Raw genomic sequence first — 19165 nt, forward strand, 5'->3', positions numbered from 1 at the left:
TCGTTGTGGCTGGTAGCAAATGGGATGGAAAAATATCTAATCTGAACATATCGGAGCAAGCCTTTCCGGAGCTCTATCGTGAACTGTCCCAGATGCAGCATAAGGCGCGTAGTGATCGGCTCCGCGCCCTTGCTCTATTGGGTCTTTATTCTCTTCGATTTTCTGGCAACATTGGGTCTTTTGAGCAACAGAGTTCAGAGAGTCAACCTGCACAGCATCAAAATTCGCCAGTGCAGACTGACGCAAAACTGAACTCTCAACGTGATTCACTTAAAGGAAAACTGATGGGCTCCGTATGACATGAAAGACCACGAGGAGTCCTCTACGCTATCAGCGGCTGAACGTAGAGAGTTAATAATCGCAGAGTTAAAGCGTAAAAGCCGCATTCGCACCCTGTTGCGAGGACTCCCGTTAGATGAAGTTCGGGAGATCATTGACAGAATGAAGGGCGTTCTCAATGAACTGGAGGAAGAGTACAAAAAGCGAGAAGAAGAAGAAAAAGAAAAGCGAGCTCAGGCTGAGCGAATAATGAGCGACATGGAATCCTGCGGTGTGGACATCGGCTTGCTCAACGAAATGTTCACGAGCAGATCAGAACCTGATAATGCTAAATATTCAAAAGACGGAGTTTCGTGGAGTGGGCAAGGACGTCGCCCGGATGCTTTCAAGGGGTTGGGAGCTGTCGAGCTGGAGCGCTACCGTATCCCACAGAAGAAGTAAAAAAATGAGCGCCGCAAAGTTTGGGCGCTCATCTTCTGGTCCGAAATGTCATAGTCTACTCAAGCACACTCTTTCTCCCCACCACCATGCCTTCCTTGTTCTTTGCAGAACGGACATTCAACGCAGGTTCTTTGATTAACAGAGGTGAAGTACGTACACTTGCAGTTGTCGCACACCTCCAGCATTGCGTCCCCACTTCTCAGCTCCGAAGCAAGACACCAGGCATCAGTAATATCAAACGGAGCCCACCGAGCACCTTTCATTCCGGGCACTTCTTTGCGGATTGCGTGATACATTCTAAATGCCTTGTTCAAGGCTTTGATGTTCACAGACCGCAACACGGCTTCTCCACCAATGTTGAAGTAGAGCTGCATTAGAAGAGAGGCCTGTATCTTGGATGTGTGACTATGAATCAGTGTCGCACCACCCCGGAAAGTTCTGGATTTTCGTTCCAGAGTATATCCGTCCCTCTCCAGATCCTGGTAAAGCCGTCTGACCTGTTTGTAGGTCAGGCCAGTCTCGATCATGATGATTTTTGTGATGTACCCAGCAAGGGCCATGTGTCGAGCTGTAACCCAGCGACCCAATGTACCAGAGTTGCCAATGTTCATCTCCACCTCCCACGTCCCTGTAGAGACTGTTGCAGTTTTTTCAATACCGGGTGTGTTAACTCTTCCCGGCTGTCATCGAGAATTTCTTCAATGATGCTCGGAGCAAAACGAAGCGTAAAATGCGTAACCGTTGTTCCAGACATGTGGCGCAACTGGCTGTCTGTTGCCTTAGCCACCAGCTCCGCAAGCTCTCTCGAAACCCCGAAAACTTCCTTTGCCATCTCCGGGTCTCTCGATGCGACGCGGTTAAATAGCAACCAGTAGGCAGCATCAAATTCATCAACACTATGGTTGATAAAAACTACAGGGTCGTAGTCGCCAGAGAGTCGCGTGATGATGTTCTGCTCTGCTGTTTCGAGTTTGAAAGAGATCAACACGCCAGAGGCCAGAGCTTCCAATTGGGAAGGTGTTGCCAGTGACAGCTTTTGAACGGTGTCCATGCCCAAAGAAAATTGTGAGGCCGCATCATCTGGACGTTCTTTTGCCAGAGTGGATAGCAGGTTCCACAATGTCAGATCGAACTCGTAGACGTTTCTATCAGCTTCTTCTTGATCGAGGTTGACGGCTCTTGCATCCCACGCACCAATAATATCCAGTTCCAACATTCCGCCCCCCTCACAAATCACGAAGGTTGCGATAGATAGCCAAGACTCGGCTACCATAGTTTCTGGCTCGGATTTCGTCTTCCCAGGCGTGATAGCGGCCAACGCCAAGCTCCAAGTCATTTGGAGATGACTGAATGGCTTCTGATAGCACCTCTGCCCCAACCATGACGTTGGTCTCTGGGTCGAGAAGATCTGCTGGAGAAGAAACTCTATGACCATTCCACCGGATGCTCACTTGCATAAACCCGACATCAATGGCACGACCGTACTGCTGCTGAAACTCAGCGAGCTTAGCCTTTGCCTGATCTTCCGACTTAGCATAGAAAGGAAGCCCAGGAACGCGAAGCGTCCAAGGCCAAGGACTTATAGAGCCATTACCTCTCCCTGATGCAGATTCGGCCAATGCGACCGAATACACTAGAAGAGGGTCGAGGTTATATGCTTTCGCTGCTTTGTCGAAGATGGTTCCGCTCAGGTCAATAGCATTCGCTGTTGATGAAAGGAGAGCCGCAGACAGAACTAGCGCCTTGGCTTTGTTCTTCATCAGCTTGCCTCCTTATGTCTGAGGGGTATTTCGTGTTCTTCGTCGTACCGCTCCGGCCAAATCTCAGACGGCTTCACACCCAAAGCTGTAGCTATCTCATGTTCCCAGCGTGGACTGGGCTTATAGAGTGCCGTAGACACCACCTGCCGAGATGTTTTGTGTTTTCTGCCCAATGCGGCCAGAGAAAGCCCCTGGATCTTGAGTTTGTACTTGATCCACTCACGTTTCTTCTCTGGGTCGCTTGGGATGTCTATCAATTGGCATTTATCCATTGTTTGCCACCCTTTAAACTGCGTTGTTAGCCATACAAAAAGTGCGTTATTCGATGAACGCTTTTAGAGTTCTTCTATTGTCACAAACTGACACATTTTGCGCCTTTACAAGCCCAAATAATGATGCTGTCAACAATAAAAAACCTTTAAAAACATGCACTTAACTTTGTACCGACGGAACAAAGTTACAATACTTTTAGTAATCAATGGGATACGGATATTTTTGCGATAGCAATGGAAAGTGCGCCAAAAGAATGGCGGAAATAGCGCACGGGGAGTGCGGTATTTTGTGATATTAAATAGCGTTTAGGTATAAGTGATTTTAGGGATACAGCGAGGGCTGAAATTGCGAATACAGCAGGAGCTGAGGAGGGCAGGGAAGGCAAAGGCGCATCCCGACCACACAAGGATGATGGTGTTTACAGAAAGAGATATTTGAGAAAGAGAACTCTGCGGTGTTGCAGATGGGGACCAAAGCGTTAGCAATGGCCTATTCCATAGTGTATGCGATTTGTTTGACATGTTCAACTATGTAATGCTTTGTCAATAAACGCCTTGTTCCGTAAGGGCAAACTTTCACATGTGAAAGTTTGAGGGCAAATTCTAATCGAAGAAGTTGCCAATGGAATGGTTGTTTAGCAAAAAATAGTCAAATTTTCACAGTTGCATTTTTTGATGCCGTGGTAAACTGGAGGTAAAGAGTAAGGGGGTTGATATGAAACATGTGGTCAATATTCTTCTGCTGGGAATGGTGCTTCTGGGAATAGCCATGATGGCTGACACACCTTGGGGACTTGGTGTGGCGCTGGCTCCCTTCGGCGTTTGGGGTGCTCGTTTCCTATTTCTGGTTCACAAAAGCCTTTGGGCTGCTGTTATCTTTTGGGGAGGGATCGCTTACTTCCAGTGGCAAGTTGCTTTGGTTGTCGGGGCTCTGTTTGGACTAACGTGCTTTATCCGCGTTGCGCGGTCAGCATATAAAGAGGCACCACCTACCCGGCGCAGAAAAAAACAAACTGGTGGGTTTCAAGATTCCTATGATTTTGACCAGCGCTTCCATATTGGAGCTGGAGACGAATAAGGGGGCCTGCTGGCCCCCTTATTATTTGGTTGGTCTTTTAGAACCTTTGATTTGCTATGTTGTACCCCCTGACGGCAGTCAAATAGCTACCTGAACGGTCTCCAGCTTCCGTCGAGTTCTGCAATACGTTTACCAGCTTGTCCGTAAACTCTTCGTTTTGCTGAGAAAGAACAGGCTGACCTCCTTGCATCATCGGTGAGCCATCCGGGTTACGTTCTGCATACTCCATTTTCAGATTCTGAACAGCCTGGTTCATGCGACCTTCGTTTGTGTCAAACGATTCGGCATAAACAGCGGCTTGGGATTCAGTCAGCCCATAACGGCTTTGAGCGATAGACTGCATCGTTTCTTTGAACTCATCACCGTACTGGTTCATAAACTGCTGCGCGGCTCCACCACCAGCTTCTGCGGCAGAGGATAGCGCTGCTGCATAGAACGCGCCGCGTTCCTCAATGCTCATCCCTTTAGCGGCTTCCGATAGATCAGATTTACCAGTTAACCACTCCTTCGCTGCATCATAGCCGCTTGCAGCAGCTCCCATGACGTTGCGGCCAAGTTTAGCCATACCGACCATCGCATCACCGGCCCAGCCAAACTCCTCTTGCACGGCCTGGTCGCCGCGTTGAGTGGCCGCGATGAATTGGTCGCGTTGTTCAGGTGTCATCGTTCTCATTTGATCCATCGCTCTTGAGAACGCATCAGCGCCAGCTTGACCACCAGCAATGAGAGCTCCACCTGCTTGTTCAGCTCTGCGGCCCATCCAATCACTGGAGTTGTCCCACGCTCCCCACGCCGAAGCGCTCCAAGACATTTCCGGAAGCGAGTTCATAAGGTTATCTTGGGCTTTTTTCAGTTCAGGAGCAGATACATTTCGCTCTGTTTGCTGTGCTTGGTTATGAAGAGCTGACGTACCGGCTGCATGTTCATTTTGAACAAGGGGGCTATTCGTTGGTAACTGCCCAGCTTCTGATGCCGGATTAGTTCCAGCCATCCCAGCCACATTCTCCCGGAATCCGGTTGGGATGTTAGGTCCACTGCCTACAGCCCCTTGAACCTGACCTGGTAGGCCTTGAACATTCGGGCCTTCAATGCCGTTATTTCCGTAAGCATCACCACTAAATGCTCCGTTGCGACCGGACGCGGTATTGATCGCCTGTAGTGCGGCTTGATACCCGCCAAGCTCCTTACCCTGTTCGTAATTTTTGGAGTTGGTCATTGCTGTCATTCGCGCTGCTGCCTGGGCCACTTGAGGAGACATTCCGTAGGCTTGGTATCTTTGCTGTAGTGAAGCCGCCTCGTCTTTAACCGATTGCGGCGCGGCATTTCGGAAATAGTCATTCAGTTGGTTCATGGCCGCAGGGGTTTGTGCTACTGCACCACCGAGAGTTTTAAAGTCGGTATTAGTCATGGAGCCCATTTGGTTTTGGAGCTGACTCATTGTTGTGAAGGTGTCCGATGCAGACACCAGTTCCGAAGCGGACTTGGATAGGTTCTGGGATAAGCTATCGCCCCAGGTTTGCTTGAATGACTCGCTTCCAGAACGGCTGAAACCCTGCGCTAATTGATTTGTCAACGCCTGGCTATCGGTTTGCGAATAGCTCACACCCTTCATGAACTGGGACACATCACTCGCTGACCAGCTTGAAGAGTCTTGAGTTGATGACTCTGTTGCTCCCTTCGCTTGCGCTTTGATGTCCAGGACATCACTGCCGCCGCCTGATTCGCCATTACCACCAGCAGGAACTAGGGCTGTACTGTTTGATTTCACACCAGCAGCGGCCTTCATTGCTGCCCTGGCCTTGCCAACCATAGGCATAAGCATGGACGCAGCTTCGTCAACATCGAGTGTGCCCATAGCCTGCATGGCAAAAGCACCTTTGACAGCATCAGAGTGGCTATCATCCACCTGGAACTTATCCATGAAGTTCTTGGCTTGCTGGTTGATCAATTGGCTTTGAGCTGTGTTTTGCGACGAAACGTTGCGCCCGACATTGGAGAGTCTTGAATAGGCTTGATCCTGACTTACTCCATCAGAAAAACCTCGACCAAGAGTGCTTTGGAAAGCCTCCGATTTCTGACTTTGTAATGCCTGTGCGGAGCTCACGCCTGATGCTAAGGTGGAGCCAAGCGAGAAGGTACTGATCATGCTTTCTGCGCCGTTTGCAATCGCACCACTGAACTGGTTGTGATTGTACGCTGGCTGACTTTGCATAACCGGACCTTGCTTGAGTAGATCTGGCGTTTGCATCTTTTCGTCAACGTGGTCAGAACCACTTATTCTCGATGCCAAGCTGGTGAAGGCGTAGGTGCTACCTGTGACGATAAACAGGGAAATCACCGGAGTGGCCGCAGCCAACATGCCGCCGGTTGCAATCCAGTGTTGCAGAACATCTCCAGTTGAGGAAAGAGCGTACATGGAGTTGAGACCACCAGCACTGAGGCTAGACATCTCATTTGACGCGGCGGTATGAACAAACAGGTTTATAATTGAGAGGACTGGCATCCATAGCTGAATCCAGAGGATGGTTTGTACATATTTCCCGGCTAACTGGAGGCCGAAGCTGCCCATCACGATAATAAAAGCAATGATCGGGGTTATAGCATAAATAAAGCCTTCAAAGAACGTCAGCATTGGTCGGACGACGGTCATGAACATCGACTGCTCTGCGGCCCACTGTGTGTTCCGTTGCTGAATAGCCTGGTTGACCATCAATGCAGAGCCATAATCCTGGAGGTCCTGATAACGTCCTGCTGCGGCTTCATAATAGAGGGGCTCCAGAACGGCGGCTTTCAGATAGTCGATTGATGACGTAGTTGTGGCACCCATCGCTTGAAGCGAATCGGTCAGCTTCGTTAGAGCGTTGTCTCCAGTTGACGTGTCAATACCCAGTAGGCTGTTAAGAGCATCAACAACAACCGGGCTGCTTAGGTTGGCGGTTGCAGTGCTAATAGCCACCCATCCGTCAGTACATGTGTAGTCAGCGCCGTCAGGGTTTGCTGTAGACAAATACAACCTAGTTCCGTAGAGCTGTGAGTTGAATCGCAAAGCTGAGTCAGTTGAACGGTTCATCAACTCATCAAGGGACATTAGGTTGAGATCGACTTTGGTTAACGTGCATTCCCGAATGTAATTGTTCCAGGAACGCCTCACGTCAACATAGCCGCCTCCATTTGCTGAGTTAAGCGCAGTAAAAACTCCTGTGTCATAGGCTCGCCGTCTGACGTCATTCAACAGTTTCAGTGTTTCGGAAAAGTGGCTTTCCGTGACATTGGGTACGATTACCCCATATCCAGTTTCAAACAAATTGGTGATGGTGTATCCCACGTTGGATATGACACCTCCAGCAAAGCCTACCCCAATAGGGACATTGGCGACGACTCGAACCTGCCCTGTATAAGCGTCCTCGATAGTCACAGTTGTGGTTGGGCCGAAGAAACAGGCATATAGAATCCAACCTACCAGCACTTGCTGGAGGTTGATTTGCTTTGCGCCCTGAAAGACGGACTGAATACAGATCATCAAGACCCCAAGAAGCAGGCCAATACTGACCATCTTCTCGAAATCCCCGGTGCCGGTGATCATTGATACTGCAATCAGGATTTGCTCCAGAAAAGCAGAGTCACCGATAGAGTGGATTGAAAAAGATCCCATTCCAATAGCTCCTTAGTTCGTGCTAGGAGGATTGGACAAAGTTGCCAGCATGTATTTTTGCTTGCGGATGTTGTCCAGTAGGTTGTTGTATTTCTCAATTTGGCTTGCCAGATCGCCGTATTGAGAGGACAGGATTGTGTATTCAGCACGGATTTGCTGTTGCGATTGCGCGAGAAGCTCTAGTGCCTCTTTCTTGTAGGGTGATTTGCTGTTAGCCATCGCAATGCGAGCTGCGCGGAAGAACTCTTCCGAGAAGCTATACATCATGGTCAGGGCTATCGCTCCTGATGACTCTGTTGCGAACAGGTTAGCGCCGTCCTGTGAAAGGACAGACAAGTTACGAACAATGGTGCCAATCCCTCCGGGGAGGTTAGAAACAAAGGCCTTTTCTGGGTCGGTTAAGGTTCCAGAGTTCGTTGCGTATTTGTAGATCACACCAGGTGTAGAGCTTGTTCCTAACAGCATATCGGTGATCTGGTTCTTGATACCTTTGAGCACGACAGTTTTATTGCTGGAGCCAGCACTCAGGCAGTTGGTCGTATCAGAATCACAGGAATAGATCTCAACAGAACCGCCTGAAATCAGGTCTGACAAGGTGATCTTGTTACCTGGTAGGGTCGTCAGAGGGGTTGTTTTCGCACCAGTGCCGGTTGAGTTCGGGTCGTTTACCAGATCACCAATGATGACTGTGCCGGTTAAAGACATGATCGCTTCAAGAAGGGTGTTATCCCCGTACTGGAACCAGGTGTTGGCGTTGTTGCTCTTGAGTTGCTTCCAGACGATGTTGCCAATCATCTTGTTGTATTCGTCAGGTTTGTTGGCTTTCAGTTCTTCCAGAGGACTCTTGCCGCTGGTTTCCTGCTTGGACCCGAAGAAGTCTTCATACAGGCCGGAAGTTGTCGCGGTTATAGAAGCATCAGTTTTGTGTTTAAGGTCCATGCCGCTGGTTAGGTCGTTCACGAAACCTTGAGCGAGCTGGCAGGAGTTGCCCAGATGTTGGTTGAGCGCTTGCACTTTCTTCTGGAAGTTCTCTATCCACTTCGCTCCGTCCGGGAAAACGTTATCGAGCGCAAGCTGGAAGGCATAGCCCTTGGCGTTGGCTGCTACAGCCCGAAGGAGTTGGACAATTTGATCCGCGTTAATGAAGGAAAGCGAACCGCCGAACAGATCTACACCACCGCAACCAGCTTTCCATGATGGAGGGGCAAAGCTCACCAGGTTCTCGTCGAAGATTCGTGTCTTTGCAGTGAACCGGCCACCAGCTAAAACGCCACGTCGTTGGCTTTCATAAACCCCAGGTGGTGTTGTGTTGCTCATTTCATTGAAGAGTTTGTCCATCTGTGATTGGAGGCCGTTAGCGGCTATCGCCCCTGTCGGTGCCATGACGAGACTGGCCGCCACACTCAGGGCAAGCAGGCTCCTTTTTAATGTCTTGTGCGTGACCATCTTAGTTCTCCTGTAATTTGTCCCGGATGTACTTCATGAGTTGTTCCGGTGGCACAAAGTTGTCTTTATCGCCGCTCGCTTGAGATAGTTGTTTGAGGTCAGAGCCCAGCTCTGGTGAGGCCAAGCGTTCGGCTATGTTGTTTTCTAGGTTGAGTACCGGACGTGTACGGTTAAACTCTTCGTCTGTGACCCAACCATTGCGTTTTGCTGCGACCAAAATCCTGTGATTCAGCTCAGGAAGAGACATTGGCCCTTGTCCTATAGGAGCGAACTGACCGTCTGGAGATGCGAGGTAAACAGCAGGGAAAGTTACGATACCAAGTTGTTTGGCATGGCCTTCATCGGTTTTGTAATGGGGGAAAAGCCCACTGGGGAGTGGTTTGCCGTCCATAGATACAGGAATGATCGAGAATCCTTCTCCTTGTTCCAACATCTTGATGAGCGGTGCTTGCAAGTCACTGTAGTCATCGTCGGACTTGTAGAAGAAGAATATCCCTACGCGTTCGGCTACGCTTTTGAGTAGCATGTTTTTGGCGTTACCAGCGTCACGATCAACTTGTTGTGAGGCAAACGTGGCAGCAGGACGTCGAGTAATTTCATCCAAGAAAGGATCACCTACGACCGCCAGCTCTGTAGCATCGGAAAATTGTTCAGAGCGATCTATCGCAAATCGTTGCAAGTAGAGAAACGTCCTGACGTTTTCAACGGTAGGATTGTTCCAAGCAAGGTCTTTGTACTTGGGTAAGTTTTCCCGGAACCATTCCGCTGAGAACATTTCTGGGCCGCTCGGAAGCGGAGCAGCAGGCTTAGGCTGTGTAGGCTTCGCTTCTGCCACAGGCTTTGGTTTGGGCTTTTCGGGTTTTTTCTCTGGTTCTTTGGGCTCTTCCTTGTACCAGAACCAACCCTCTTCCTTTCGCTCATAAAAACCAGGTCTTGTGCCATCTTGAGCCCAAGCCTGGTGTGATGCCCCCAGCGTGAGCGCTGCAAGGAGCAGTAAATTCAAAGGTGATTTTTTCATAGTCTCACGCACGTATTTTCCCATGCTCGATATGGTAGAGGTGGGAGGCGTGAAATTAGGCAGGTGTAAGCGCCCATTTAGGGCGCTTAGAGCGTTTTATTTGTCAACTTTCACATGTGAAAGAATTGACCAAACTATTTGGTCGTGTCCTCTTCAACTTCTGTCGCTTCTGCGGCCATCTTCATCTGCTTCTCGACCATGCGTTTTTGGGTGATGTAGCGGATAACCATCTCGACAGCGCTGTTCAACGCAAGGATTCGCATCGCTCTGGTGGATGCAACGTAGAGTGTAAAACGGCACCCGAATTTACCACCGCGATCACTGGTTGATTACCACCCGTTGCATTTTCACGGAACCACCATGTTCAGCAATCATCCAGTTACTTGATCGTCTGTTATGAGCGAATAGCTGACGAAGAAAGAACTAAATGTCGTAGAAAAATAACTGTCCGCAACGTCTTAATTGCGGACATTGATGCAGATCAGACCTGCAATGCATGCCCTGAATTTGCTGTTTTAACGTTTAAGCAACGCAAAGTGTTTTTTACCTTTTTGCAGGATCCAGTACTGGTCAAAGAGCGCAAATCCCAAATCGTTTTGCTCAGCCGTAACTTTTTCACCATTGACTCGAATCGCATCACTTGCTAACAATTCTCTCGCGGCACGTTTTGACGCTGCCAACCCACTTTTTATCAGGGCTTCGGTTAAATCATGGCTACTTATATGCCATGTTGGTAAACCATCCAGTTCCAACTGCTTTAACTCGCTGAGTTGAAGCTGCCGAACCCTACCTGTGAACAGGGCTTCAGTGATCCGTTGCGCATGCAGGAGTCCGTTTTCACCATGCACAAATTGAGTCAGTTCTTTCGCCAGAATATATTGGGCCTGAGGCTTCTGGTGGTTAGCTTTATCCTCATTTTCAATACGGTCAATTTCATCGCAGCTCAAAAAGGTGTAGTACCGTAGAAAACGATAGACATCGGAATCTGCTGTGTTTAACCAGAACTGATAAAACGCATAGGGCGAAGTTTTGGCTGCATCAAGCCAAACAGTTCCGGTTTCAGATTTTCCGAACTTTGTGCCGTCGGATTTTGTGATCAAAGGCAAAGTTAAGCCATGAACTTCACGCCCATTTCTGCGCCGGGTGTAATCAATACCACTTAAGATATTACCCCACTGATCATTACCACCTATCTGTAAGCGACAATCATACCTTTCATTGAGTTCAGAAAAATCGAAAGCTTGTAGCAAGCTGTAACTGAATTCTGTAAATGAAATCCCTTGATCTGGTCGCAGCAAACGTTGTTTTACTGAGTCGCGGTTAAGTAAGTTATTGACCGAAAAATGCTTGCCTACATCACGAAAGAAATCGACCACGTTCAGTTGATGGATCCAATCGGCATTATTAACAAGTTGCAAAGGTTGATTTAGCCGTGGTTGTAGTAAATTCAAAATTTGCACAGATAAATCGTTGACCCAGCCCGCAACTGTCGAAGTACTGTTGAGGCTGCGTTCAGAGGCTTTAAAACTTGGATCACCGATAAGGCCTGTAGCACCGCCGATTAAAGCAATAACTTTATGCCCGGCGTCTTGAAATCTCTTCAGGAGCAATAGCGGCACTAAGTGACCAATATGCAAGCTTCCCGCTGTCGGATCAAAGCCACAGTAAAGGGTTTGCGGTGAGCTTAATAATACTTTTAGTGAATAGATATCTGTCGATTGCGCTATCAAACCACGCCGTTCTAAATCGCTCAAGAGTGCCGTATCCATAATTTTTCCCGCTTAGTTCTGTTAATACGGCAACACTAATGAGTGCACTTTGATATGCCTATGTCCCTTTAGGGATGGTTTCGAAAATTAATCAGGGGCATGTGTCAGGAGATGATTGAGGAATAATTGGAAAAGCTCACCTAAAGAATTGATATGTAATTGAGCGTAGATCTGTTTGCGATAATTTTTCACAGTGCCAATTGATAGCCCAAGCTGTGCTGAAACTTCACTGCTATCCAAACCCTGTACCAGCAGGCTAGCAATTTGTTGCTGTCGTTTCGTCAATACAGATTGAGCGAATGTCTGTATTGATTCATCCACATAGCTTCTCATTGTGGCTCGGCTGATAACTATCTCGTTGAATGATTGCGCCAAATTAAAGGCAGCATGTTGCCAGTGTTGTTGGCATAAAGCTTTGATCACAGCAAAGTGTTGTTTGAAACAAACGAGCTGGTCAGCTGTAAAACGACTCTTTTCATTGGTAACGCCGAGAAATATCAACACATCGCGTTCTGCACCGATGTTAATCAAAAGACATAACTCATCCTGCCAGCCTGTTTGCAAATAAAATTGATGCAAATAATCCTGATGTTCCCTTTGTTTGATGACCTGCTTAAGGCTGAAAACACCTTCTTGGCGCGTTAGTAATTGGTGATAAAACGGGTCTTGTTGAAAAGTGCTCGTGAGGTACTGCTGAAACAGCAGGTGTCTGTTGGATTCAAGGGAATCAAATAGGTATACCGGATGTTTACCAGCTGCATATCCCAGAATCACAGCGTTATCGTAGGAGCCTAGGAGCTTTAAAAATCGCATCAGACTTAACGTAAATCGTGTCGAACTTATAGATGAGATCGCTTCCGCGAGTAAGGTATTTAGTTGCGATTCGGACATAAGACAAGGTTCGCAATCAATAGTTGTAAAACGTCGTCTTAATTTATCACCTTAATCACTGGCTGCACTATCTCATAATCACAAGTTTGAAAGGTCGTTAAGTCAATCGATCGTTTTCTTAGATAAAAAATGGGAGTCAGTAGATTAAAGGATATTTACAACCAAATTATAAATCTTTAACCAACCTTTCTTAGTTGAGTGTTTTGATGTTTTAATTTTACATTAACAGATTGAATTAACAGGCATACACAAACAAGCCCCATGCCCATCCAACCTATTGGTTTAAACTCCTCTCCGATAATCCATACTGCCAGAATCGAAGCAATTAAAGGCTCAATTAAAGTGATGATTGTTGCAGTACTTGCATCAATGGTGCGAAGGCCGAATCCGTATAATAAATAACCAAGAAACATCGGGACCACAGCCATGTAGATAGCAACCATGGAATTTTCTACGGTGGTAAATAGGTTTTTTCCGGTGATAAATAGAGATGGCAGCAAAATTATTGCTGCAATACCAAATAAGCTAGCCATGGCAGATCTAGAGTTCATTCCTTTGCTTATCATGTTTTTCACTGCAAATGAGTAACCAGCATAAGTCAGTCCAGCTATAAGCCCCAAGAATATTCCTAATTGCTGAGTTATTTCATCTGCTTCGAGAGCATCTATTTCAGCTCTACCTATACTTAGCAATACAATTCCACTTGCACCAAATACAAAGCTCAATAGCCATTTCAAAGAGAACGTCTTTTTACAAAAAAGACGTTCGATGATTGCGGCAAATAGAGGCGCACTCGCAATCGAAACGACAGTACCAATAGCAACACCGGACCAACGCATAGAGGTATAAAATGCCAAAGGATAAAGTACGACACACAAGCTTCCTAGCATGAGGCTCAAAGGAGTTTTTCGAATACGGGATAAGTCTTGAGCTAATCTCTCTCTAGCATTAACACACAGTAAAATACCGCCAAATCCCATAGAAAATGCACCAATAGCAAAAGAACTGATATCAGGCGCAAAGCTAGCAGCAGTGCCAGTTGTTCCCCACAAAAAACTCGCAATAACAATTGCTAGCATTCCGTTTGCACGCGTTGTCATAAACATCTTCATCACCTGCATAGACTGACTATCAATTCAGATAATGGTATAGATATCCGTCTGGGAAAAATTGACAAAAAGGACGCATTTGTTAGAGATATAGACGCAAGTTATTTTTTTGATAACAGCGGCGAGAGTCCGTAATACTGGGAGAATTTGCGACTAAATGTCGAGCTTTCTGGGTAACCCACCATCTCACCAACTTGCTGAACGGAGAAATCTGTATGTCTAAGGAGCGCCTGTGCTTTCTCCATACGTAATTTGGTAACATAATCATGAACAGTAAAACCAAGCTGCTTCTTGAACAGAAGTTTAAACTGAGTACTGCTTAAACATGCAATTTTAGCAAGCTGATTTACAGTTAAAGTCTCTTGTATGTTCTGTTGAATGTGATGCACAGCTTTGGCAATTCGATTATCCAGTCTCGGCAGTAGCTCTTGTTCAGCGAGCAAAAGGTAAAAAGTACTGAACATCGCATATTCAAGGTCACTATTGAGTTGGTGTTGTAATTGCTCCTCTACAAAAGTCAGATAACAAGACAAGGATTTTGAAATTGCGAAAACACTACTTCCATCAAGCTCAATATTTTCTGGAAGTTTGTCCATATCCGCGACAACAAACAGAGCATCAGGATGAGCATTAAAAAGATGCGCTTCGTGTTTTCTAACGACAACGCATTCACCTGCAACAACTTTCCCGCTGAATTGGCCTACCTCAATTACAATTCCGCCACGTAATGGTAGAACTAATTGGTAATAACCATGTGAGTGATTGGTCGACTTAGTGCTGTATGAGCGTATAGATAAAAGGTTGGGCATAGGCGTAGACACATATTTAGCACCGCACTGCTATTATGCATGGAAGGAATCATCAAACAATACCAAGCGACTATTAACTTAGTTTGGGTTAGCTTTTGGTGTATTGCGACGATCCATACTTTAGCCTCAAACCCACGATGCAAAAAAATGGTACTTTCTGAAAGTGATGATTCTACTCATGTCAAGGCTGGAAGCTGGTATCGCAATCGAATGGTACATAAAGTGTAATTAATGAGTGATAATTAGTTAAGGATGACACAACCAGATTTGAGCTAACGTCTTCGTCGCATTTGGCATGACACCTTAAAATCAGTTTATGCCCACAATCACCTCAGAACAGCATTATACTTCGTTATCTTGATAGACAGAATTTAACTGTAGATGGAGCAAAATGAGTCCAAAAGATGCGTCAACTTTTGTGAGTTACATCCTCGATGTTCTGCGATTGGAAATGAACAGCTCCTATCTTCAAAAGAAGATGGATGATCACAGATCTTACACCGCCCTCATTTTTATTGGACTGATACCTCTCGGGCTTGCCGATTACCTGATTGAATGGGGAGTCTCGGACCAGAAATCAAAAATACATTTTGGATATTATGCATTCTACTTTTGGCTAGCAATACCAGCATATGCGCTCTGGAAGACCAATAATTATCTTGTTTCAGTTTTCATCATATTGCTGACGCTTGCTATTTGCAGTTTACAATCGGCATTCATCTTGGGAATGGACGAGATAAGCTTTCTGACAATCATCAGCTCTATCGTGACAACACCTTTTTTTGTACTGTTTATCTTGCTTGGCCTCTCGCTTTACCTTCAGATTGCTTCATTAGCTTTGATACTCCTGATCCCATTTTATCTGGGCAGTGGTGGTATTGTTGGCGATGTTCCTGATGATGCGTATATTCAGTTATCTCTTCAGTCTTGTTTGGCAACCGTGTTTGTAATGGGCATTTTTTCATGGAGTTATTATCATCGCCATATCCTAGAAAACGCACTTGAGAAATCAACCAGAACTGATCCGCTTACAGGTGCGGCTAATCGCAGATTTTTTGACAAGTTTATCAAGCTTGAGGTGTTGAACAGTGTGAGTTTTAAACGGAGTTGTTCGTTGATTATGCTGGATATCGATCATTTCAAGCGGATCAATGACACGTACGGCCATCCCACTGGTGATAGAGTCATCCGGCAATTATCGGATTTGTGCGTTCACAGCTCCCGTAAAAATGATTTAGTTGCCAGACTCGGTGGTGAAGAGTTCGCAATTGTGATGCCTGAGACAAAATCTAGTGAGGCTGAAAAACTGGCAGAAAGAATAAGGCGTAGTGTAGAAGAGACAACAATTTTAAGTGACGATGGCCAACCTGTTAAATGGACGGTGAGTTTAGGCGTGACTGAGCTTGTTTCAGAGTCCGTCAGCCGTGAAATTCAGGTAAGTGCATTTGTTGAAAAATTTATTCAATCTGCCGATTCTGCACTTTATCAAGCAAAAAATAGCGGACGCAACCAGCTCATCGTGCGCAACTTAGTCTTGGGTTGATTGATAGACCACATCATTCGATATGTTCTGGCTCAGGCCAGCACAAGGAGATAATTGTGCCGCCATCAGCTGATAATGTGCAGGTTGCATAACCTCCATGCGCTTTGGCAATCGCTGAGACGACAGCTAACCCCAAACCACTGCCATTGCGTTTACTATCAGGGGCTTGCATGAATGGTGTAAAAATATGCGGCAGAAAATCTGGGGGGATCCCCGGACCTTCGTCTTGCACACTTAACTGATAATTATGGTTTTTCTTCTCCAAACTGATATAGATCCGGCCTGAACTAGAGTACTTTTTTGCATTGTCCAGCAGCGCAAGCATTGCTTGCCTAATTCTAACGGGATCACAAGAAACAATCATTGCGTCGATATTGATACAGGGCGTGAATTTACTGTCGTCAGAAAAAATCCCAGAGAACTGTATTGCAGAGTCAATTTCATCTTTGATATCAGTGTTGACTCTATTGAGATACAGGTTGCCACTATCCGCCAAACTGATAACCCTCATGTCCTCTATCAGCCTATTTAACCCTTCAACCTGAGTTAATAAGCTTTTAAATTGCATTATGTCCGGCTGGAAAACACCATCAACAAGACCTTGCAGCCTGCCACGTAAAATCGTGACAGGTGTCCGTAACTCGTGAGCAATTGCCGCATTCCAGAAGCGTTGTTCTTCCGTCATTTTTTGCAACTTTTCAGCTAAATGATTAAAGTCTGCTGCCAACTGGGATGCTTCACCCATAGACTCATCATCGGCAACAGCTCTCGCGCTCAAATCTCCTTTGGCAAGGCTTCGGATCCCGGCTGCGAGTGAATTTAGTGGAGTGAGGATCCGTTTGGATAAGCTCAAAGCAACCCATACGGCCAGCACCAGTCCAGCGATTGTAGTACCCAGCATCCAAAATAGTTCCGGCACAGTCGGCACTAAGCTGTTGACCGGAACATTTTCAGGCCAATATTTGTCCCAAAAGTAGTAAAAAATATATGCAGTAAAAATGACTAAAAGTATCACCCCCAAGGCAATTGCCATCATTGAAAATGCAATTTGCCGACTCAAACCAACCAACTTCATTCTTGGCTCCATAACCGATAACCGGCACCTCTTAAACCAGACGGGATCCCCTTTACACCAAGGTTTTCTAGCTTTTTCCGAAGCTTAGAGATGTGGCTATCGACAGTTCTTTCTAAAGCGTCACTCTCAGGTAAGCAATGACTTAGAAGCTCTGCCCGGCTAAATACTTTTCTTGGTGATTTTGCAAGTTGAACCAATAACTTGAACTCCGTCATGGTCAGCGATATTTGTTTTCTATCGGGGTTGTCGATGAATACCTCGTACGTTTCCAAATCAATATGAAATGGGGATACTTTGAGCACCTGATTGTTGGATTTTTGCGATTCAGGGGATACACGACGAAGCACCGCCAGCACTCGCTCTGTCACTTCGGCAGGATTAAATGGTTTCACCACATAATCGTCAGCCCCCATCCGTAACCCCATCAACTTATCAATATCCTGATCCATAGCGGTGAGCATGATGACAGGTGTATTACCCCGATTTCTGATCTCGGATAGGACCTGCCAGCCATTGAGTTGCGGCATTTGAATATCCAGCAATACCAGTGCCGGTTTTAGTGTTGCATGCAGGTCTAGCGCTCGTCGGCCATCCTCGGCAATCTCACATCGCAACCCACTTCTTCGCAAGTAACCGGAGAGGATATCAGCGATATCAGCCTCATCTTCAGCAATAAGGATCAAGGGGGAACCAAGCGTTTTTTCACCTCGGCTAGATAGAGCGAGAGTCGTCATTTTAAAGTTTTCTGACATAAATACGGTTTCTCCATCATTCCTCCACATTGGCTCCCTCAAACGCCAACACTCTTTGTCTACACTGAGATGTAAACAGAATTCCGGACTATAGCTCAAGAGGACATTTGATGAAATCAACTAAGCAGCTGAATGTAATACATGCTTTGTTACTGCTCACCTTAACAGGGTGTAGCCCCGAAATGCCAGATATGACAACACCACCGCCACCAGTTTCTATTCTGGAAGTAACGCCATCGCGTGTTGCACTGACCGATGATTTAACCGGGCGTGTTGCGCCTGTTCGTGTTGCCGAAATCAGACCACAAGTCACTGGTATTATTCAAGAACGCTTATTTGTTCAAGGTGCAGAGGTTCATGCTGGCCAGCCACTTTTCCAAATCAATCCAGCGCCGTTTAAGGCTGACGTAGAAACATCTGCTGCGGCTTTGATGCGTGCCGAGGCTGCACTGAGCAGAGCGCAAATTCAAGTCAAACGCTTGCAACCGCTGGTTGAAGGAGATGCCGTTAGCAGGCAAACCTACGATGACGCCGTGTCTGCCAAAGATCAGGCTGCTGCCGAGGTTGCTCAGGCTAAAGCAGAGCTATCCCGTCGAAAATTGGATTTACAATTTTCAACAGTGGATTCGCCGATCAACGGTCGCATCGAGCAATCAATTGTTTCTGAGGGAGCTTTGGTCGGTCCGAGTGACAACACTTCACTGGCAAAGGTACAACAAATCAACGAGGTTTACGTCGATGTACGCCAGCCTGCTGAATCACTGGATTTGCTAAGAGAGGCGACCGAGGCTGGTAAAAAAGAATTGCATGTTGAAATTCTAAAAGCCAGTGGCAAGCCATTCGATGTTAAAGGCAAAGTCTTGTTCTCGGGATTGACCGTTGATGAGGCAACTGGCGATGTGTTGGTGCGTATTTTGGTGAGCAACACAAAGCGTGAGTTACTACCCGGTATGTTTGTAAGAGCCAGACTCACACTGGCCAGTTTCGACGATGCCTTACTCGTACCACAGGAAGCGGTAACCAGAACCGGAGACGAAGCATGGGTTTGGCTGCTGTCTGAAGGCAATAAAGTGCGTCAGGTCCATGTTCAGCTCGGAGAGTTGATTGATCGCAGCTATCGAATCGAAAAGGGTATTACGGCTGGCGACAAGGTGATTGTTAGCGGCCTCGACCGAATGAGTGAAGGTGCTGAAGTGACTCCGTCGAACGCAGTTCAACCAACTGTCGATACTGCAATCAGCAGTAATACCTCAACCGGCGAGCGGGAGTAG

At 46.7% G+C, this 19165-nt stretch carries 19 protein-coding genes and 1 pseudogene; 6 read left to right on the forward strand and 14 right to left on the reverse strand.

All coding sequences use genetic code 11. The annotated features are described in order from the left end of the window. The first annotated feature begins 5 nt into the window (after window positions 1-5). Window positions 6-299, forward strand: coding sequence for a hypothetical protein (locus O7C57_RS20370; RefSeq protein WP_000919078.1), 294 nt, complete (start codon window positions 6-8; stop codon window positions 297-299). Between the two features lies 1 nt (window position 300). After that, entirely contained in the window at window positions 301-720 is a 420-nt protein-coding gene (locus tag O7C57_RS20375) for an H-NS family nucleoid-associated regulatory protein (protein WP_213899780.1), read from the forward strand. 59 nt (window positions 721-779) lie between these two features. Here the strand turns inward: O7C57_RS20375 and O7C57_RS20380 are convergent, their stop codons facing one another. Genes O7C57_RS20380 through O7C57_RS20395 form a run of 4 tightly spaced genes read right to left on the reverse strand, consistent with a single transcriptional unit; the run spans window position 780 to window position 2752 of the window. Next, window positions 780-1331 (reverse strand): FlhC family transcriptional regulator, encoded by a 552-nt coding sequence (locus O7C57_RS20380; protein WP_001020646.1) that lies wholly within the window; start codon window positions 1329-1331, stop codon window positions 780-782. Next, a complete protein-coding gene (locus O7C57_RS20385; RefSeq protein ID WP_000891157.1) occupies window positions 1328-1936 on the reverse strand; it encodes a hypothetical protein in 609 nt (202 codons plus the stop codon). Before O7C57_RS20385 ends, O7C57_RS20380 begins: the two co-directional genes overlap by 4 nt. Before the next feature lie 10 nt (window positions 1937-1946). Then, window positions 1947-2480, reverse strand: a complete 534-nt coding sequence (locus tag O7C57_RS20390) for a transglycosylase SLT domain-containing protein (protein ID WP_000790610.1) — start codon at window positions 2478-2480, stop codon at window positions 1947-1949. Next, window positions 2480-2752, reverse strand: a complete 273-nt coding sequence (locus tag O7C57_RS20395; RefSeq protein WP_000356489.1) for a helix-turn-helix domain-containing protein — start codon at window positions 2750-2752, stop codon at window positions 2480-2482. The genes O7C57_RS20390 and O7C57_RS20395 overlap by 1 nt, the downstream gene beginning before the upstream one ends. Before the next feature lie 715 nt (window positions 2753-3467). Between O7C57_RS20395 and O7C57_RS20400 the strand changes: the two genes are divergently transcribed. Then, complete coding sequence (locus tag O7C57_RS20400; RefSeq protein WP_000683483.1) at window positions 3468-3830, forward strand: hypothetical protein; 363 nt, start codon at window positions 3468-3470, stop codon at window positions 3828-3830. Between the two features lie 37 nt (window positions 3831-3867). Here the strand turns inward: O7C57_RS20400 and O7C57_RS20405 are convergent, their stop codons facing one another. From O7C57_RS20405 to O7C57_RS20440, 8 genes and pseudogenes are all read right to left on the reverse strand, one after another. Next, window positions 3868-7482, reverse strand: a complete 3615-nt coding sequence (locus tag O7C57_RS20405) for a conjugal transfer protein TraG N-terminal domain-containing protein (RefSeq protein WP_000534551.1) — start codon at window positions 7480-7482, stop codon at window positions 3868-3870. A 12-nt stretch (window positions 7483-7494) separates the two neighbouring features. Beyond that, window positions 7495-8928 (reverse strand): conjugal transfer protein TraH, encoded by a 1434-nt coding sequence (locus O7C57_RS20410; protein WP_000256129.1) that lies wholly within the window; start codon window positions 8926-8928, stop codon window positions 7495-7497. Between the two features lies 1 nt (window position 8929). Beyond that, entirely contained in the window at window positions 8930-9970 is a 1041-nt protein-coding gene (gene traF, locus O7C57_RS20415) for a conjugal transfer protein TraF (RefSeq protein WP_001326396.1), read from the reverse strand. Between the two features lie 110 nt (window positions 9971-10080). Further along, window positions 10081-10233, reverse strand: a pseudogene (locus O7C57_RS21765) (hypothetical protein); the annotation flags it as partial. A 228-nt stretch (window positions 10234-10461) separates the two neighbouring features. Continuing rightward, on the reverse strand, window positions 10462-11715 hold the full coding sequence (tyrS, locus tag O7C57_RS20425) for a tyrosine--tRNA ligase (RefSeq protein ID WP_048822804.1): 1254 nt from the start codon (window positions 11713-11715) through the stop codon (window positions 10462-10464). A gap of 87 nt (window positions 11716-11802) precedes the next feature. Further along, window positions 11803-12606 carry a LuxR C-terminal-related transcriptional regulator gene (locus O7C57_RS20430; RefSeq protein WP_048822805.1) on the reverse strand — a complete coding sequence of 268 codons (804 nt, stop codon included), beginning with the start codon at window positions 12604-12606 and terminating at the stop codon, window positions 11803-11805. Between the two features lie 176 nt (window positions 12607-12782). Next, a complete protein-coding gene (locus tag O7C57_RS20435) occupies window positions 12783-13712 on the reverse strand; it encodes a DMT family transporter (RefSeq protein WP_114139812.1) in 930 nt (309 codons plus the stop codon). Between the two features lie 104 nt (window positions 13713-13816). After that, window positions 13817-14536 carry an AraC family transcriptional regulator gene (locus tag O7C57_RS20440; protein ID WP_213899779.1) on the reverse strand — a complete coding sequence of 240 codons (720 nt, stop codon included), beginning with the start codon at window positions 14534-14536 and terminating at the stop codon, window positions 13817-13819. Between the two features lie 27 nt (window positions 14537-14563). On the opposite strand from O7C57_RS20440, the gene O7C57_RS20445 reads away from it, so the two are divergent. Together O7C57_RS20445 and O7C57_RS21770 are read left to right on the forward strand one after the other, a co-directional pair. Beyond that, window positions 14564-14752, forward strand: a complete 189-nt coding sequence (locus O7C57_RS20445; RefSeq protein WP_215941799.1) for a hypothetical protein — start codon at window positions 14564-14566, stop codon at window positions 14750-14752. 163 nt (window positions 14753-14915) lie between these two features. Further along, a complete protein-coding gene (locus tag O7C57_RS21770) occupies window positions 14916-16067 on the forward strand; it encodes a GGDEF domain-containing protein (protein ID WP_048822807.1) in 1152 nt (383 codons plus the stop codon). Window positions 16068-16080: 13 nt separating this feature from the next. On the opposite strand, the gene O7C57_RS20455 is transcribed toward O7C57_RS21770, so the two are convergent. Both O7C57_RS20455 and O7C57_RS20460 read right to left on the reverse strand, forming a co-directional pair. After that, the gene (locus tag O7C57_RS20455; protein WP_065800145.1) at window positions 16081-17142 is read right to left on the reverse strand and encodes an ATP-binding protein; all 1062 of its coding nucleotides are present in this window, start codon (window positions 17140-17142) and stop codon (window positions 16081-16083) included. Beyond that, window positions 17139-17876 (reverse strand): response regulator, encoded by a 738-nt coding sequence (locus O7C57_RS20460; protein ID WP_048822864.1) that lies wholly within the window; start codon window positions 17874-17876, stop codon window positions 17139-17141. Before O7C57_RS20460 ends, O7C57_RS20455 begins: the two co-directional genes overlap by 4 nt. Before the next feature lie 128 nt (window positions 17877-18004). Between O7C57_RS20460 and O7C57_RS20465 the strand changes: the two genes are divergently transcribed. Then, a complete protein-coding gene (locus O7C57_RS20465) occupies window positions 18005-19165 on the forward strand; it encodes an efflux RND transporter periplasmic adaptor subunit (protein ID WP_048822808.1) in 1161 nt (386 codons plus the stop codon).

This window comes from Providencia sp. 21OH12SH02B-Prov (assembly GCF_027362595.1).
GTDB classification, from domain to species: domain Bacteria; phylum Pseudomonadota; class Gammaproteobacteria; order Enterobacterales; family Enterobacteriaceae; genus Providencia; species Providencia zhejiangensis.

Excerpts from the sequence above, each read along its gene's own strand:
- O7C57_RS20375 (WP_213899780.1), top strand. The coding sequence starts at position 301 with ATGAAAGACCACGAGGAGTCCTCTACGCTATCAGCGGCTGAACGTAGA.
- O7C57_RS20380 (WP_001020646.1), bottom strand. The coding sequence starts at position 1,331 with ATGAACATTGGCAACTCTGGTACATTGGGTCGCTGGGTTACAGCTCGA.
- O7C57_RS20385 (WP_000891157.1), bottom strand. The coding sequence starts at position 1,936 with ATGTTGGAACTGGATATTATTGGTGCGTGGGATGCAAGAGCCGTCAAC.
- O7C57_RS20390 (WP_000790610.1), bottom strand. The coding sequence starts at position 2,480 with ATGAAGAACAAAGCCAAGGCGCTAGTTCTGTCTGCGGCTCTCCTTTCA.
- O7C57_RS20395 (WP_000356489.1), bottom strand. The coding sequence starts at position 2,752 with ATGGATAAATGCCAATTGATAGACATCCCAAGCGACCCAGAGAAGAAA.
- O7C57_RS20400 (WP_000683483.1), top strand. The coding sequence starts at position 3,468 with ATGAAACATGTGGTCAATATTCTTCTGCTGGGAATGGTGCTTCTGGGA.
- O7C57_RS20405 (WP_000534551.1), bottom strand. The coding sequence starts at position 7,482 with ATGGGATCTTTTTCAATCCACTCTATCGGTGACTCTGCTTTTCTGGAG.
- O7C57_RS20410 (WP_000256129.1), bottom strand. The coding sequence starts at position 8,928 with ATGGTCACGCACAAGACATTAAAAAGGAGCCTGCTTGCCCTGAGTGTG.
- traF (WP_001326396.1), bottom strand. The coding sequence starts at position 9,970 with ATGGGAAAATACGTGCGTGAGACTATGAAAAAATCACCTTTGAATTTA.
- tyrS (WP_048822804.1), bottom strand. The coding sequence starts at position 11,715 with ATGGATACGGCACTCTTGAGCGATTTAGAACGGCGTGGTTTGATAGCG.
- O7C57_RS20430 (WP_048822805.1), bottom strand. The coding sequence starts at position 12,606 with ATGTCCGAATCGCAACTAAATACCTTACTCGCGGAAGCGATCTCATCT.
- O7C57_RS20435 (WP_114139812.1), bottom strand. The coding sequence starts at position 13,712 with ATGTTTATGACAACGCGTGCAAACGGAATGCTAGCAATTGTTATTGCG.
- O7C57_RS20445 (WP_215941799.1), top strand. The coding sequence starts at position 14,564 with ATGGAAGGAATCATCAAACAATACCAAGCGACTATTAACTTAGTTTGG.
- O7C57_RS21770 (WP_048822807.1), top strand. The coding sequence starts at position 14,916 with ATGAGTCCAAAAGATGCGTCAACTTTTGTGAGTTACATCCTCGATGTT.
- O7C57_RS20455 (WP_065800145.1), bottom strand. The coding sequence starts at position 17,142 with ATGAAGTTGGTTGGTTTGAGTCGGCAAATTGCATTTTCAATGATGGCA.
- O7C57_RS20460 (WP_048822864.1), bottom strand. The coding sequence starts at position 17,876 with ATGACGACTCTCGCTCTATCTAGCCGAGGTGAAAAAACGCTTGGTTCC.
- O7C57_RS20465 (WP_048822808.1), top strand. The coding sequence starts at position 18,005 with ATGAAATCAACTAAGCAGCTGAATGTAATACATGCTTTGTTACTGCTC.